The sequence below is a fragment of the Vibrio profundi genome (assembly GCF_005281835.1).
GTDB lineage: Bacteria > Pseudomonadota > Gammaproteobacteria > Enterobacterales > Vibrionaceae > Vibrio > Vibrio profundi.
The window spans coordinates 45984-61586 of record NZ_RZIS01000013.1; the positions used below are offsets into that span (position 1 = coordinate 45984).

Annotated in this window: 14 protein-coding genes; 5 read left to right on the forward strand and 9 right to left on the reverse strand. The window is 43.0% G+C overall.

Features of this window, described 5'->3' with window-relative positions; genetic code table 11:
• Positions 1 to 162: 162 nt before the first annotated feature.
• The gene (locus ELZ11_RS21830; RefSeq protein ID WP_137359500.1) at positions 163 to 1095 is read right to left on the reverse strand and encodes an AraC family transcriptional regulator; all 933 of its coding nucleotides are present in this window, start codon (positions 1093 to 1095) and stop codon (positions 163 to 165) included.
• A gap of 466 nt (positions 1096 to 1561) precedes the next feature.
• Here ELZ11_RS21830 and ELZ11_RS21835 point away from each other — a divergent pair, with 466 nt between their 5' ends.
• The gene (locus ELZ11_RS21835) at positions 1562 to 3304 is read left to right on the forward strand and encodes a sensor domain-containing diguanylate cyclase (protein ID WP_137359501.1); all 1743 of its coding nucleotides are present in this window, start codon (positions 1562 to 1564) and stop codon (positions 3302 to 3304) included.
• A 116-nt stretch (positions 3305 to 3420) separates the two neighbouring features.
• Here ELZ11_RS21835 and ELZ11_RS21840 read toward each other — a convergent pair whose 3' ends face one another.
• The 3 genes from ELZ11_RS21840 to ELZ11_RS21850 form a co-directional block, all read right to left on the reverse strand.
• Positions 3421 to 5055, reverse strand: coding sequence for a methyl-accepting chemotaxis protein (locus ELZ11_RS21840; protein ID WP_137359502.1), 1635 nt, complete (start codon positions 5053 to 5055; stop codon positions 3421 to 3423).
• 126 nt (positions 5056 to 5181) lie between these two features.
• Positions 5182 to 5658 carry a chemotaxis protein CheW gene (locus ELZ11_RS21845; protein ID WP_137359503.1) on the reverse strand — a complete coding sequence of 159 codons (477 nt, stop codon included), beginning with the start codon at positions 5656 to 5658 and terminating at the stop codon, positions 5182 to 5184.
• A 7-nt stretch (positions 5659 to 5665) separates the two neighbouring features.
• Positions 5666 to 6460: an EAL domain-containing protein gene (locus ELZ11_RS21850; protein ID WP_137359504.1), complete on the reverse strand. Its 795-nt coding sequence runs from the start codon at positions 6458 to 6460 to the stop codon at positions 5666 to 5668.
• A gap of 238 nt (positions 6461 to 6698) precedes the next feature.
• Here ELZ11_RS21850 and ELZ11_RS21855 point away from each other — a divergent pair, with 238 nt between their 5' ends.
• Positions 6699 to 7304, forward strand: coding sequence for a porin family protein (locus ELZ11_RS21855; RefSeq protein WP_137359505.1), 606 nt, complete (start codon positions 6699 to 6701; stop codon positions 7302 to 7304).
• 55 nt (positions 7305 to 7359) lie between these two features.
• On the opposite strand, the gene ELZ11_RS21860 is transcribed toward ELZ11_RS21855, so the two are convergent.
• From ELZ11_RS21860 to ELZ11_RS21880, 5 genes are all read right to left on the reverse strand, one after another.
• A complete protein-coding gene (locus ELZ11_RS21860) occupies positions 7360 to 7812 on the reverse strand; it encodes a TadE/TadG family type IV pilus assembly protein (protein ID WP_137359506.1) in 453 nt (150 codons plus the stop codon).
• Entirely contained in the window at positions 7809 to 8240 is a 432-nt protein-coding gene (locus ELZ11_RS21865) for a TadE/TadG family type IV pilus assembly protein (RefSeq protein WP_137359507.1), read from the reverse strand. Before ELZ11_RS21865 ends, ELZ11_RS21860 begins: the two co-directional genes overlap by 4 nt.
• Complete coding sequence (locus ELZ11_RS21870; protein WP_137359508.1) at positions 8237 to 9484, reverse strand: TadE/TadG family type IV pilus assembly protein; 1248 nt, start codon at positions 9482 to 9484, stop codon at positions 8237 to 8239. The genes ELZ11_RS21865 and ELZ11_RS21870 overlap by 4 nt, the downstream gene beginning before the upstream one ends.
• Before the next feature lie 194 nt (positions 9485 to 9678).
• The gene (locus ELZ11_RS21875) at positions 9679 to 10158 is read right to left on the reverse strand and encodes an NUDIX domain-containing protein (RefSeq protein WP_137359509.1); all 480 of its coding nucleotides are present in this window, start codon (positions 10156 to 10158) and stop codon (positions 9679 to 9681) included.
• A 151-nt stretch (positions 10159 to 10309) separates the two neighbouring features.
• Positions 10310 to 12178, reverse strand: a complete 1869-nt coding sequence (locus tag ELZ11_RS21880) for a methyl-accepting chemotaxis protein (RefSeq protein WP_137359510.1) — start codon at positions 12176 to 12178, stop codon at positions 10310 to 10312.
• 369 nt (positions 12179 to 12547) lie between these two features.
• Between ELZ11_RS21880 and ELZ11_RS21885 the strand changes: the two genes are divergently transcribed.
• The 3 genes from ELZ11_RS21885 to dgcA all read left to right on the forward strand — a co-directional run bounded on the left by ELZ11_RS21885 (position 12548) and on the right by dgcA (position 15580).
• A complete protein-coding gene (locus ELZ11_RS21885; protein WP_137359511.1) occupies positions 12548 to 13435 on the forward strand; it encodes a LysR family transcriptional regulator in 888 nt (295 codons plus the stop codon).
• 141 nt (positions 13436 to 13576) lie between these two features.
• Complete coding sequence (gene dgcN / locus ELZ11_RS21890) at positions 13577 to 14575, forward strand: N-acetyltransferase DgcN (protein ID WP_137359512.1); 999 nt, start codon at positions 13577 to 13579, stop codon at positions 14573 to 14575.
• A gap of 9 nt (positions 14576 to 14584) precedes the next feature.
• Positions 14585 to 15580, forward strand: coding sequence for an N-acetyl-D-Glu racemase DgcA (dgcA, locus tag ELZ11_RS21895; RefSeq protein WP_137359513.1), 996 nt, complete (start codon positions 14585 to 14587; stop codon positions 15578 to 15580).
• Positions 15581 to 15603: the final 23 nt, after the last annotated feature.

The window sequence follows — 15603 nt, forward strand, 5'->3', positions numbered from 1 at the left end:
TTTACCCTGCTTAATTTATTTTTTCTTTTTACAAATGAGAATGGTTATCTTTTGCAGGATTATAATCATTACTTTTTAGATAAAGTTAACAATTTGGGGCATGTCAGAATTAATTTACTAATAAATTAAACAGTAAGAGGTACTAAGTACTCGCCTCCATGATTAAGCGCTATTAATCGGTAGCCAATACTCGACTTGGATATGATCTAACTCGGTAGACTCTAAAGTTTGATAGATTTCTAAATCAAACCCCTCTACACCTTGATGCCCAGACGCAGGCAGCCACTCAGAAAGCAACCATTCAACTGACTTGAAAAAGTCCTGTGGTCGGCCTTCAAAAGGAAGCACAGCGTATTCTTGAGCCGGTACATCGGCGATTTCAACATCGTCTGCATAACGCTTAAGATCTGAAGCTAGAATATCGTCGACTAGCAAACCCGCTAGATACGTCAGAGAATCCCCTTCCGCTCTTAAATCACTAGCAGATCCTACATCGCTATCTGTTCTAGTATCGATCACCGCGTATTTGGTCTTAGGTATAGATTGAAGATCAGAAAATCGAGCGTCGAGTTCAGCCCAAACTTGAGGTATTTTTTGTGAAAAGTCCGGAGTATCAGATAACAGGCCGTGAATCGTTGTACTCATACCCACAACCGAAAAAGCATCCTTATATTCTAAACGGACGCTAAAGAATCGAGAGCTAAACTCCTCTTCAAAATCTTCACGCTTACGGAATGGCTGTTTAATACCGACTTTCTTGCCTTGTTTTTGGTATTCACGTGGCGACACTTTAAAGTACTGTTTAAAAGCACGACTAAACGCTATCTCAGAAGTAAACCCGTAAGCATAGGCGATATCTAACATGCGCTTTTCTTTTGTTAACACATCAAGAGCAGCCATTCCCAAACGCTGTTCTCGCACGTATTGAGCAACGCTAACGCCAGTATGATTCTGGAAAACACGCTGAAATTGCCAACGAGACCAACAGCTCATATCTGCTAACGTTTCTACCGACAGGGTCGCATCCAAATTGTTGTGGATATATTCCAATATCGTATCGACTCGGCCAAAGCTGTTATTACTGACTGTACTCATCGCCCACTACACTCTCAATTCTTACAGGATCGAATCATACCTTCTCGAAAGCATTGGATCAAAATGAGCCTAATACCCTTACTGTGTGCCATAAAACATCGTTCTAACTTTTAGTTTGAGTGCACCGACGAAACGAAACACCCAATATTATCAATCCTATTGCACATGCCGAGCGTGCCACTAAATAATTTTCACCAACAATTGCAATGCCTCATTTTCCAATTTGTGCGCCACTTAATTATGAAACGCCGTACCCAATCCTTACATCGACAAGTTTGCATTACTTATTGAACCAAGTGCACATAAATACACATCCAATTGCGTAACCATTCAGCAAAGTTCTGTTTTCAGCCTAAACTGACAAATTGAGTAATAACATCTAACCCTTTAAAATATAGGCTTTTATTATAAAGATCAGGATGATTTATAAAGGCAGTTCAGCGTTCAAATTGTTTATGGAGAAACAATGAAGAAGAAGTCGTTTGGTCAGTTTCAATATTTCCCTATCGCCGCTCTAGCGATCTCAATGGTTGTAGGAGGTTACTTCTATAATCGAACTTTAGATGACTGGCTGACCAAAATCGTCAGTGGTTATATGATTGGGTTAATCGATGATGTTGCCTATCAAATTCAAGAACAGAATCTCGATCTCTACGACATGGGCTCTTACGAAATCGATGAATACCTTAGCACCATGCCGCAAGCCAATTTTGGCCGCAGATTTACTATTGTCCATAGCTCAGGGAGAGTATTGGGTGACTCGCAGCTCAACGAACGCGAATTAATCCTGCTCGACGACCACAGTAAACGCCCAGAAATTATTGCCGCACTTGCGGGAAAAGCCGGGGTTTCCAAACGACATAGCCCTACTCTCAACCAAGATCTTCTCTACGTAGCTAAAAAGCTCGAACTTCCTCTTGATGAACATGGCCACGATGCCACCTATGTATTGCGTCTTGCGATGCCAATGACCACCTTACATGCCATGGCAAGGGATCTAGAATTCATTGTCTTCACCTTAATGGGCAGCTCGCTTCTCGTGTTGATCTGTACGTCTTGGCTGAGTAACCGTAAGATTTTCCACTTAGTGAATAATGAACGAGACAAACAAGAAGAACGCATTCGAAAAAGCACCCAAGAGATTGAGCTTTTACATAGGCTAGCCAACATGCTCGCTGCGTGTAACAACATTAACGAAGCGCAAAAAGTCGTTGCTGATATCGTTCCACGAATCCTCGGCGACATTAACGGCTGTGTTTCTATTATGCGTGAATCGCGTAACCAACTCGAAGTGAAACTCGACTGGGGCGGTGAATGGCCAGCGAATCGTGTATACGCACCTCACGATTGTTGGGCACTTCGTAAAGGTAAACACCACCTTTCACAAGATGAACACCACAATCTACCTTGCAGCCACATGGATCAATGTGAAGAAACAGGGCTTACCCTATGTGTTCCTCTTACGGCACACGGCAATACCGTTGGTATGTTCCACTTGTATTTAGCGCAGCATGCCAGCCAGTTTTCAGAAGAAACTAAACAATTGGCGTTTACTATCGCTGAACATTTAGGCTTAGCGCTGGCTAATTTAAGCTTACAAGAAAAACTACGCTCTCAAGCGCTTAGTGATCCACTCACTGGGCTATTCAACCGCCGATTCTTTGAAGAAGCGATCGAGAATGAATGGACCAAAGCCGGACAAACTCAAGTGCCTTTATCTTTGTTGATGCTCGATTTGGATCACTTCAAACGCTTCAACGACAACTTTGGCCACGATGCAGGTGACTACGTACTGAAAGAAGTATCGAACTTACTTAAAAGGGTAATAGGTGAAGAACATGTAGCTTGCCGATTAGGCGGAGAGGAACTGGCAGTGCTCAGTCCAAATTGCGATATCGAGCAATCCATGGTGCTAGCCAATAAGATTGTTGAATCCGTCCGAGAGCTTCATCTCGACATGAAAGGGCTATCGCTTGGGCAGCTAGGTGTTTCGATTGGTGTAACTACTTACCCGGATTTGAACGCCCCTACTGAAGAACTGATCAAATCGGCAGACACAGCCTTATACCAAGCTAAAGACAACGGCCGTAGCCAAGCCATCCATACCAATATTAATGCTCGCCCAGTAAAAAAAGAAGCGAGTGTAGCGAAGGCAACACCTGAAGTGCTTACCGCTAAAAACGTTGAGCCAATTAACGCCAACAAATAACCGACATCTAACAACGTCGTTGATGATATGAAAAATGGCTACGAATGATCGTAGCCACTTTTTTATGCGTTAAGTGTTGCTGACATTACAACGCTATATCCAAAGAAGTGACGTTGTTACGCAGGAACCGCCCTCTCTTTGAAAAACGCCAAGCTGTCTTTTTGTAACGCGGCTTGCGTCGAAAGTTCGTTAGCGGTCTGCTGTGTTTGGTTAATCGCGGTTACATTCTGATTCACCAAGTCTGAAGTGGTATTTATGTTCTTGGCGATACTTTCTGTAACGGTCGACTGCTCTTGTGATGCGGTCGCAACAATGGCGTTAATCTCAGAAATAGTCTCCACCGATTCAGTGATTGCGTAAAACGACTGCTGAACATTTTCTGCGATGTCTACAGAGTTACGAATCAAACGCATGTTCTCACTCATATTCTCATGTGCATTTTCAGACTGAGCCTGGAGCTTTGAGATTATCTCTTGAATATTAATGGTCGATGCTTGAGTCTTTCCTGCCAACTGGCGAACTTCGTCTGCCACTACCGCGAAGCCTCGTCCGTGCTCCCCTGCTCGCGCAGCTTCAATTGCCGCATTCAAAGCAAGCAAGTTAATCTGGTTAGAAATCGTTTCAATCACTTCAGTAACCGTACCTATCTCGTTGGAGTAATCCTTAAGTTCGGTAATAATCGACGACGTCATTTGTACAGAGTCGTTGATCTGATTAGTTAAACTGATCGACTCACCTAATTGCTGGTTACCTGCATTCACATTCTCAATCGCAACTTTTGCCGCTTCTTCCGCATTGGATGCGTTTATGCTGACTTCTTGAGAAGTAGAAGCCAACTGGCTCACTGCAGCCGATACTTCTTCTACTTGTCGTAATTCAACTTCCGTGTTCTTGAGAGTCTCTCCCATCACTGCGGTAAGCTCTTCAGAAGACGACGCAACTGTATCCGACACGGTACGTAATTGTGAGGTTGTATTGGAAAGCCTTTCAATACTCGTGTTGTAAATCGCACTGAGACTGGAGAACTCATTAGAGCTTTCTTTATATTCAATCTTACGGTTCAAGTCTCCCGACTCCAGTGAAGCCATCGCCTCTGTAAACTTACGCACATTCTCAATAATCAGCTTGTAGATGCCGTAAGCCACCAGCAAGAACACAAATACGGAGGCTCCTATGGTCACCAAGGTACTCATTTCAAAACGTTTGAACTCATTATCCAATGATTCTGAACGGATTTTTATTAGGCGAGATTCTTCACTTCTCGCTGAAGACAACAAATCGCGGATGCCATCTACGTACTTCTTGCCTTCTTTCTTATTGATGTACTCAGAAACATCACCAGAGCTTTGAAGCACGCCAAACCCTTTCTCAATAACATTTTGCTGCCACTGACCAAGCAGAGATTTAACTCGTTTAAACCTTTCTGTTTGTGCTGGGTTGTCGCTAGTTAAACTTAAGAGTCGATCTAAATCCTTTTGAATATTTGTTTTACCAGACTCATACGGTTCCAAAAAATCACTGTTACTGGTTAGCATGAAGCCTCGATAGCCCGTTTCAATATTTACCAACTCAATAACAGCGTGGTCAATCTTCTGAATAACCTCATAGGTATGCTCTACCGCAGCGTTAGACTCAATCGTATCATCGATAGATGAAATATTTAGGAAGAAGATTGTCGTGTAAGAAACTGCCACCAAAAATAGTAGCACCCCCAATTGATGAGATGTTTTTAAGTTATTTAAAATTTTCATAATACTTTTGTTTAGATGTAATTAACTACCTCACTACAATAGCAAGGTCAGTAATAATTAAGTGTTTATGGTTTACTTATTGTTAGTGGTCAGGTTTTAATTACTGACTTTAAAGTATAAACCGTTCTAATTAGAAACCATTTCATTTGTCATACTTGAAACGATTTCTTCTATATTGAGAATAAATACCAGCTTATCTTCTAATCGCGCAGCACCAATAATCGATGATGATTCTAGTGGATCAGAAAGTTCATCCATAACTTCGATATTATCTTTAGCAATTCGATAAATCCGGCTAATAGAATCAATTAGAAACCCATAAGTTGAACCAGAAAAGTCAGTCACAATAACAAACTGCTCTTCTGGCTCTAAGTAATCCGATAGGCCTAGTAAACGGGACAAGTGTATCAAAGGTGTGATTTTCTCCCTTGAGGTAAAAACGCCAATCACGTCTTCACCGCCTTTGGGGTACTCCGTCAGTTCAGGGAAACGAATCACTTCCCTTACTTTATCGACATTAATTCCATAATGAGAAGTGATCTTCTTACCGTTTGAATCTGTTTTAACCAGTTGAAATTCAACAATTTCGAGTTCTTCATTCATAATACAGCTATATTGTTAAGTTATGTTCGCCTATCAATTGAGGCTTTTTAAATAAGTAACCTTGGAACAAGCGAAACCCCATACCGAGTAGCCTATTCAGTTCCTCTAGTGTCTCCACTCCCTCGAATACGATAGGAATATCCGCTCCTACCATTTGTTGTAGTACCTTATGCTCTAGCGCCAAGTTAGCGTTCATTAATTGAGAGCTATCAATTTTAATACACTCTAAATTGTCTATATTTAAACGTTCAAAATCTTCATCTATAAAACAGAAGTCATCAACAACAAAGTTAATATTCTCGGTATCATATAAGCGCATCAACTTCTGAATACTTTCATTAAGACCCACTACATCACATTCATTCTCTACAATCTCAAAATATACACGCTTACCACTACTGTACATGCTGTCTATTAATAACTTAGCAAAACTGAGTACATGTATAGGAAGTTGAGTTATACAATCCATTATTGTTTCAGGATATACATTGATAAATACTTTATCGGTATCCAGATAGATTGAATTTAACAAATGTAATGTCACTATTCTTAAATCTAGTTCACTTGAATAGTATTCACTCATAAACTCTTCAGGAGAGATAAATACTCCATCTGAGTAAACTCGTAGCAAAAATTCATAAGCGTAGATTTCGTTAGCGTCATTTATTATGGGCTGAATTGCACTGTGCAATGTGTACTGTTCATACTTCAACGAATATGAACTTTTCATCTTTACTATTTTCATTTCACCTTCGACAGAAATAACGTTAATCAGTCGAATATAAAAACCACGACCAGACACAAGATGTAACACATTGTACGAATCTCACTCGAAGGTAATACAGTAATTTTACGCAATTAACAGATTAATCATTTGATATAGCTTTCAACAAAATCCATTACAGGATCGCCATATAATAAACTTATATTTAACATGGTTATTTACACCACTTTTACATCGAAGATATCTTTAGCGGGCCATAATAGGTAAAATTGTGCTAAGGCTATGAATAAAACTACAAATAACAACAAGGACTTATATGAATCACTCTTCTTGGCTAGCTACTCTTATTGCAACGTTTGGGCTCAATGCAGCCGCATTCGCCCAACAAGACACGCCAGAAACTCCTGGGGAGCGTCAAGGCGGCTTCTATATTGGTGCTGATTTATCTGGCTACAATACTGTCGACCTACAAGTAGGCAGCACCACTTCACAAAAAACCGGTGATTTGGGCGACTTTGGTTTCAACATCGTGGGCGGTTACGAATTTAACACTCACAAAGTCATTAAACTTGGGGTGGAAGCAGAATACCGAAAACTAGGCTCTGTGGAGTATCAGGATACGCTCAAGCTAAAAGGAGACGCTCTGTTTGTAAACGTTAAGCCAAAATTTATCGTCAATTACGATTACGCGGATGTATACGTTTCATTACTTGCTGGGGTTGGTAGCCTAGATTTAGAGGCAAGCGCCAATGGCACTTCGGCTTCACAAACAGAAGCTGGGGTTCAAATAGGTGCTGAGATCGGCGTTATCCTCACTCACAACATTGACCTTCATGCAGGCTATCGCGCCGCCTACGCATCAGTAGATAGCCTTGATGTAACGGTGGGCAGTGGATATGCTGGAGTTCGCTATCACTTTTAGAAATAAAGCCGACGATGGTCGGCTTTACTTATTCAAATATAGAAACGGCTGAGCATCAGCAATCAGTATCCACATCATTGGGAACAAGCCCAAGGCTTTCACTGGGTATTGTCGTTTCAAAGCTTGGTAAAGTAATTAACCCACTATCACCCAAAAAATTTAAGATAGTAATAAACTGGTAATCAAGATCGACCGCCCTTGCTCGTACAAACCTCACATCTTCAGAGCTGGGGCCAACCAACACACTCCCGCTTCCGTCTAAGTAGTCAATTTCGATATTTTCGTTTTCTATCGCTGAGATGTAACTGTTTGAAGATATGTAGTTTTTGATCCCAACATCTCCAATTTGGCAAACAGAAGCCATACGCGCAGCCGCCCTCACCGCTTCATTGACCCCCTGCATCGAGTACATAAAGTGCCCAAAAGAGACGATCGCCAACAGGATCAACATCATGAACGAAGACATCAAAGTAAATTCAATGATCGTAATACCACTTAACCTTTTCATTGGACGATTCTCATTACAGTTGAAGCATTCATAGGAACAGCCAGAGAGATTTCTGTCGCGGGAATGGTGGAGACAAATTTGGGTTCAAAGGTATAAACAGCAGACACAGTTACATAAAGATTGTTCTCGCAGCTCACAGTGATGTCACTTGTTTGCCAATTATTCAATAACGCCGATGTTCCTGCATTAAGCGTCCCATAAACTACTAGTTGTTTAATATCACTCTGATCCGCCATAACAGGGCCGCAACCCGAGGCGTCCGTTTGAGTGGAAGCGTACCTAGCGCCAACTCTCACAGCTTTGTTTAACGTATTTAGCTCAATGAAAACACGAGCAACTTCTAAAACACCGACTAGCAAAAGCAATAATACAGGTATGCCAATAACCAACTCGACGGCAGCAAGTCCTTTCTGTTTAAGTAAACTCATGAACCACCACCAACTGAATTAGGGTCTTTAAAGAGCACTATTCGACTAATTCCGGTATCCGTATTCGATGCTCCACCATCAGTAACCGAACAAACTTCAATAAACTCACCAAAAATACTTTGCTGGCCTTTTTTACCCTTAGATGTTGATGAGTCATAACGCTGAATCATAAAAAAGCAGCCGATACTGGTAACCGTAAATTCTATTTTACCTCCAGATTTAAGCGCAGAATCACAGTCTAGTATTGGTACAGGCAATACTCTACGCCAAGCAACAGCTGTACTTGAAATGCAATCGCCATCGCTCAAGCAGTCGTTGGTATAATCAGCATAGGCATCATACGTCCACTTATCTAACGCGGTAGAGTCGTTGTGATCATCAATATTGTCAGTTGTGATCGCAGGGTCTGGTTCTGTCGTAGAAAGGTCAGCAGGGTAATAAACACCATCTAAGGTTTCGCCATCGAATCGACTATCGATACTGGATGTTGGACCTACTCCATTACCAGGTTCTGAATCGATATCGTCACCGATCGAAACCACAACCGTATTTTTTCCTACTAATGCATCGCTTACCGCTGACTTACCGCTACCGACATCCAACAAATGAAAGTTACCCGCCCCTAAGCCGTCGGGGTCATCAGATTGGCTACCAGTTTTAATTTCATACACCTTACCAACCTCATAACCAGATGGCCCTACATCGTTACCCTCACACATGCCTATGGGTAAAATGTTAGACGTACCATCAACAAACACAGAGCCGGCAACAGCGCTAGCAGACACAGACTTGGATAAACCAAATACTTGTACAAAGAATTCACTCAAACTCACATCGCTGACTTCAATACGTACATAAACTCGGTCAGGGTCAACCGGAAAAGTATCGGAAAAACCACTATTGGGGGAGTCTGAATATTCTATATCTAGGAGGGTAAAACTGCTGCCGTCTTCGGTGGCAGCGAGTTCTATTTCTTCATTTCCTGGGGCGGCTAAGATTTCGTTGTATGCGGCGACAATTGCCGTTTGCGTATCTGCTGCTACGTAGGTTCGATTTGCCACCGTCGCGCCCGCGAGCGCGATAGTATCTACAGCATTTTGTAGCCGCGTTTTATTCACAACAACATGTGAAACATCAACAGAAAGTGCTGTCAATCCAACGAACAAAAGCATGCTCATTGTCATAAGAACTAAGGTAAGCCCGCCCTGTTTCTTGGGCAAAATATTGGGACTATATCGCTCCATGCTCAGTACCCTTTCCCTATCACCAACTCTAACCGTTTGATTAGAAGCAAGCCTTGTAAACTAAAGGTCTAGTCGTGTAGTGACGCCTTTTCACCACTTCATTAACTATAGACAAAATTATCATTTTTGACTAAAAATCAGCCACAATTCTAGTCCTTTAGCATTAAAAATAAGGATAGGAGCTTCAGTCACGCTTATAAGTGATTTGTTGTTTCATCGTTCCCCTGCACATAACTGCCTAAGTGAGTGCTGAAATGGTTCTGCTTGATCATCTCAATGATGGCTGGAATATCGGCTGGGTAAGTGCGGCAACCTTTAAGAGCTTCAATGTCTACCCACTCGACACCTTGAATAAACTCCTCATCGTTTAAACCATGTAGATTTTCAATATGCGGTTCGCCAGTGTAATCGGTGATTTGATAGAAAAACTCTGCGTTGTAGCGCCCTGCCGTTGTTTCTAAGAACTCTCGTACGCAAATAAGCGCTCCAACCGTAACATCTAACCCGGCTTCTTCTAGGAACTCTCTGCGAAGGCACGCTTTCGTACTGACATCATCATTCTCAAACCCACCACCTGGTGGAATCCAGTACTCTCCTGTTGAGTCTTTTACTTTAACCAATAGGACTGAGTTATTTCTTACTAATATGCCAGCGGCGCGAATTCTATGTTCCAAAGCAAGCTCCTTTGCTGATCGTGAGTGTGCTAACTCTATAGCGTATAAGGCCATTAGAGTAGAACGCTTTGCTTTGATACACAATTTCCTTATCGTGGAGGCACAAAAAAGGCCAGCATATCTGCCGGCCTTCGTTTATTACCTTAAGTCTCTAAAGAGTAAACTGCCCAACCTGTTTACTTAGGTCATTAGCTTTTACTTTTAAATCTTGCGCATTCGCTAAACCTTGTTCAGCGGCAAACGTGATTTCATCAGATACACTCTTGATTTCATTTGTGTTTTTGGTGATTTCATCCGTTACATGCGCTTGTTCTTCCGCTGCTGTCGCGATCTGGCTAGCCATATCAGAAATAACCGTTACCGCTGTTGTGATTTCTTCGATAGAAGCTACTGCTGAATCCGCGTCAACCACACTGTTTTTAGCCAGCTGCTGACTGCTCTCCATTAAACTCACTGCGCCAACTGTCGTTTTCTGCAGGGTCTCAATGGTTGATTGAATTTCGAGCGTTGACTCTTGAGTACGGTGCGAAAGTACACGAACTTCATCAGCAACGACTGCAAAACCACGGCCTTGGGCACCAGCTCGCGCCGCTTCAATCGCTGCGTTAAGTGCCAGTAAGTTAGTTTGTTCCGCAATACCTTGAATCGCCGTTAAAATACCAGAGATGGACTGTACGTGCTGATTAAGGTCTTCAATCACGACGGTCGCCTGACCAACTTCATTCGCTAAGTCATTAATCGAATCGCGCGTTTTGCTCACCATGGCTTTACCCGTTTGGCTGCTTTCCGCTGATTGCTGCGCTGCGGTCGCGGTGCTTTCAGCATTAGTTGCGATTTCTTGAGTCGCGCATGCCATTTCCGTTACCGCTGTCGCTACCATCGCAACTTCTTGCTGCTGGCTTTGAAGTTCACTTACTGCATGTTCGTTAATAGACAGGCTCTTTTCTGCATCAGAATCCAGCTCAACCGATAACTGCTTAATATGAGTAATCAACTGGTGCTGACTATCAACAAAATCATTGAAGTTGTTTGCAAGCGCGCCAACTTCGTCTTGTTGCTCTACTTGAATGCGCTGGGTAAGGTCACCATTACCGCTAGCGATTTGAGCCAGAGCCTGAGATACCTTGCTAAGTGGCGCTAACATCATACCAATTAACCAAGACAATAAACCTAAGCTCACTAGCAGTATGCTCGCTGCAATAATCAGCTGACTTTGAAGCAACTCGTTGGTTTCCGCTTCTAATGTCGACTTGTCAATCAGCAGCGTTAAACGCCAATCTGAATTAGCGACTGGACGTGACCAAGCGTACTTTTCATTATTTTCCGATTCAAAATAGATAGTCTCTAAAGAATCTAAACGCTCAATTGAAGCAAAAAATGAAGGAGTCAGATCGTTATCGATCAAAGAAGAGTGCTTCGTTAGAACGTGAGTATCTTTATACGCGATGATAGTGCCATCGTTATGAGTTAATAACGCATAACCGTTAGCTGGGAGAGACATAGCGGACACTTGCTCCACGATTGCATTAATCGACAAATCGCCGCCAACAACGCCGTTCGCTGCAGGCGCAGCAACCGTCACAGACATATTATTGGAAGCAACGTCTAAATATGGTTGCGTCGTAATCGTTCCATTACTTTGTGCGAGGCTATACCATGGACGTGTGCGTGGGTCGTAGGCCGACAAATCAATCGAAGGGTTGGAACTAATTGTCGTACCTATGCTCTTACCGTAGTAAGTTAGGTCAAAACCACCCGATTGTTGGGCTTGTTGAAGAGTTGATAGTGGTGAAGATTCAACACTTTTAGCAACAGCTTCAATCGCATTTTGTTTAGTCAGCAGCCAGTTACTGATCACTTCAGTTTGTAGCTGACCAACACGGTGAACTTGGTTAGTGGTTTCAGTTAAAAGCATCGACTTTTGTTCTGAATAATTACGCCACGTAAGCAAGGTAATCACGACCAAAAGCGCAGCAGAAATCGTTAGCAGCGCTTTTGATTTTAGGGAAAGGTGTTTCATTACTTTTTTCTCTAGAGGGAACAGGTTAATCTTCTGCCAGATGACCTTGGCGAAAAGAACGGCAATCCTATAGAAAATTTGACTTTGTTCAAATAATTTAACGCACTAAATACCTAAAAAATTCTAAAACTTTCTTTGACGCCTTTAAATAGCTATAAATCAACACCTTACCAACCTATAATTTTCAGAAAAACAAGTCGAAATTTACCAATTTATAATCCCCATATCCTGGTTTATATTTTGGTTATCGCAAAAAAATGGTCGCTATACCCATTAATTGGTAGAGCGTCGCTAAAAACGCACCTGCACAAAAATCAATCGCCATTACACTTACTATTTCTATCTAACGATTCAAAGTGAAAGGACATTATGAACCTCAGGCAACTCGAAATTTTCTATGCCATTATTCAAGCAGGGACCATCTCTGGGGCTGCCAAAAACTTAAATGTGTCTCAACCCAATGTGACTCGCGTGCTCTCTCATACTGAGCAACAACTTGGATTCCAACTTTTCGAGCGTGTAAAAGGTCGATTAGTCCCTACTCAAGAAGCCAAAGAGATGTTGCCAGAGGTTGAACGCATCTATCAGCAGCTTGGTCAATTTCGTTCACTAACTAACAAGTTGAAAAAAGGCAGCTTACATTTGCGTTTAGGTGCGCCGCCTGTGCTCGCCAGCTCTCTACTAACGCCGATTATTGCCGAGTTGTGTGAAAATAAAGATCTGTCGATTGAGATTTCCACGGCTAACCGAAATGAGCTATGTGATGCGTTACTGCGTAACGAATTAGATGTCGCCGTTTGTTTTGGTGATGATGCACCTGCTGCGATTACTCAGCAAAGATTGCTCTCTGAAGAATTAGTAGTTTTGGCACCAAGCCAATGTTGGCAACGGAGCGACAAATCTAATCAAGTTAGTCTGAACGACCTACTTACTGCTCCGCTGCCACTTATCGGTTTAGATCAACGAGATCCACTTGGAATACTTCATCATCAAGCCATCCAATCAATTCGCCCCGACTACCACCATCAAATCACGGTGCGTAGTTCGACAACCGCAGCGGAGTTAGTTCGTCATAACGCTGGGTTGGCCATTGTCGAACCTTGGACCGCGAAGCAGTACCAAAGCTGCGCCGATGTGACTCAACTAAAACTAGCCGATCCGATTCAGTTTCATGTGTCCATTTTGCACGCCGAGCACCACCCACTTTCGGTGACCGCTCAGCAATTTATTCAATACTTACAACAAGCTGTCGCATAATATCGATTGCAACTCAATTTCCACCAGCGCTTATTCAACGCCTATAACCTTACGTTATAGGCGCAAGACGAATAAGTATTCGGCAAACTTAGCCTGAGTTTTTAAAGTGTTTGTAACTTAACCAAACACCAAAGGCTCATTATGTCGATTTCTCAACCTTACCTACTTTTCCTTGGCGATGTGACCGATCCTCTTTCTGCAAAAACGGCACGCGGTATTCAAAAGTGGCGCCCACAAACTTGTGTAGGTCAGTTAAGACTCACGTCAGATACCGTGTCACTTGGCCTCGACGATATCTCTTTAGAACAAGCGCAAAGTATGGGTGCAAAAACGTTGGTCATCGGTACAGCCAATGCTGGTGGTGTCATTCCCGATAGCTGGAAAGCGTCACTCATTCAAGCTGCTCAATTAGGGTTTGAAATTGCTTCAGGTATGCACCAGCGCCTCACCGATATTCCAGAACTAAAAGAGCTCCAAGAAAGCGGTACAACCAAACTTCACGACGTGCGCCATTACGATGAGCCACTTGACGTAGGCACAGGTAAAAAGCGCGATGGGAAGCGACTACTGACAGTCGGCACCGATTGTTCTGTGGGCAAAATGTTTACCGCGCTTGCGCTTGAAAAAGCAATGAAACAACGTGGGATCAATGCTCAATTTAAAGCAACAGGTCAAACAGGCATTCTTGTAGAGGGTAGCGGAATATCAGTAGATGCCGTGGTATCGGACTTTATCTCAGGCTCAGTTGAAGCCATTAGCCCAAGTTTTGATGATCATGAATGGGACATTATCGAAGGCCAAGGCTCTTTGTTTAACCCATCTTTCGCGGGCGTAAGTTTAGGGCTATTACACGGTGCGCAGCCTGATGCTTTGGTGCTTTGCCACGAAATTGGACGCCAGCATGTGCGTCACTTACCTCACGCAGCTTTGCCAAGCATTGAAGAAACCATGACGGCAAACATTCAAGCCGCTCGCTTAACCAACCCGAACGTTAAGTTCATCGGAATCTGCCTAAATACATCTAGCTTAGCGGAAGAAGATGCTCGTGAGTTATGCGCCCAGTGGAGTGAAACCTACCAAGTGCCTGTCACAGATCCAGTCCGCTTTAGCGTAGACGCCATCGTTAACCACTTAGCGTAGGAGGCGATAATGAAACTTACGGCAAAGCATGTCGCCATCAAGCTAGCAAACCCCTTTAGCATATCGCGTGGGACCAGAACCCACGTCGATGTGGTTCAAGTATCAATGACAGATGGTAAGCATACGGGCTTTGGTGAATGTACACCTTACGCTCGCTATAACGAGTCAATTAAGTCCGTGCTCGATCAAATCCATACCTTTGAACAACTGTTATCCGCTAAATTAGCAGACTCGCCTAAATCCAATACAACAGCTCAACAATTTAGAGAGCAGCTACAAAATGAAGTGGAAGCTGGTGCGGCAAGAAACGCTATTGATAGCGCCTTGTGGCAACTAGAGGCATTGCAAACTGGCGTGGATTTTCCAGCCCCAATGTTCGATATACAGCCAGAGATTGAAACGGCGATGACGGTATCGGTCGCCGAGCCTAAAGTAATGGCCACGCAAGCTAAAGATTATGTAGAACAAGGCGCTACGCTATTAAAAGTGAAGCTAGACCAACATCAGGTATATGAACGCGTTGCAGCAGTAAGGGAAATCGCTCCGAGCTGCAAAATCATTCTAGACGCTAACGAAGCGTGGGCGGAACTTGACCTACCTAAGCTATTCAAGCAACTAGAGGGATTAAACATCGCAATGATCGAGCAACCTGTTCCTAAAGGGCAGGATGAGCTTCTCGTTGGGATTGAACACCCAATTCCCGTTTGTGCCGACGAAAGCTGCCATACATCAGCGGATATCGATGCACTTCTCGACGGCTATGAAATGGTTAATATCAAACTCGATAAAACTGGCGGGCTAACCGAAGCCTTGAAACTTGAGCAAGCCGCTCGCGACAATGGCTTACAAGTCATGGTCGGTTGTATGCTCGGCACTTCACTAGCCATGAAAGCGGCGTTACCTATCGCTACCCGTGCAGAAATCGTCGATCTAGATGGGCCCGTTCTGCTAGGAGCAGAAGAGGTTAACGGGCTCAAGTACCATCAAGGGAAGATGAGCTTGTAGGTAAACAGGCTATAAGTAATCAG

Coding starts and splice junctions, on each gene's coding strand:
- ELZ11_RS21830 (WP_137359500.1), bottom strand. CDS start 1,095: ATGAGTACAGTCAGTAATAACAGCTTTGGCCGAGTCGATACGATATTG.
- ELZ11_RS21835 (WP_137359501.1), top strand. CDS start 1,562: ATGAAGAAGAAGTCGTTTGGTCAGTTTCAATATTTCCCTATCGCCGCT.
- ELZ11_RS21840 (WP_137359502.1), bottom strand. CDS start 5,055: ATGAAAATTTTAAATAACTTAAAAACATCTCATCAATTGGGGGTGCTA.
- ELZ11_RS21845 (WP_137359503.1), bottom strand. CDS start 5,658: ATGAATGAAGAACTCGAAATTGTTGAATTTCAACTGGTTAAAACAGAT.
- ELZ11_RS21855 (WP_137359505.1), top strand. CDS start 6,699: ATGAATCACTCTTCTTGGCTAGCTACTCTTATTGCAACGTTTGGGCTC.
- ELZ11_RS21860 (WP_137359506.1), bottom strand. CDS start 7,812: ATGAAAAGGTTAAGTGGTATTACGATCATTGAATTTACTTTGATGTCT.
- ELZ11_RS21865 (WP_137359507.1), bottom strand. CDS start 8,240: ATGAGTTTACTTAAACAGAAAGGACTTGCTGCCGTCGAGTTGGTTATT.
- ELZ11_RS21870 (WP_137359508.1), bottom strand. CDS start 9,484: ATGGAGCGATATAGTCCCAATATTTTGCCCAAGAAACAGGGCGGGCTT.
- ELZ11_RS21880 (WP_137359510.1), bottom strand. CDS start 12,178: ATGAAACACCTTTCCCTAAAATCAAAAGCGCTGCTAACGATTTCTGCT.
- ELZ11_RS21885 (WP_137359511.1), top strand. CDS start 12,548: ATGAACCTCAGGCAACTCGAAATTTTCTATGCCATTATTCAAGCAGGG.
- dgcN (WP_137359512.1), top strand. CDS start 13,577: ATGTCGATTTCTCAACCTTACCTACTTTTCCTTGGCGATGTGACCGAT.
- dgcA (WP_137359513.1), top strand. CDS start 14,585: ATGAAACTTACGGCAAAGCATGTCGCCATCAAGCTAGCAAACCCCTTT.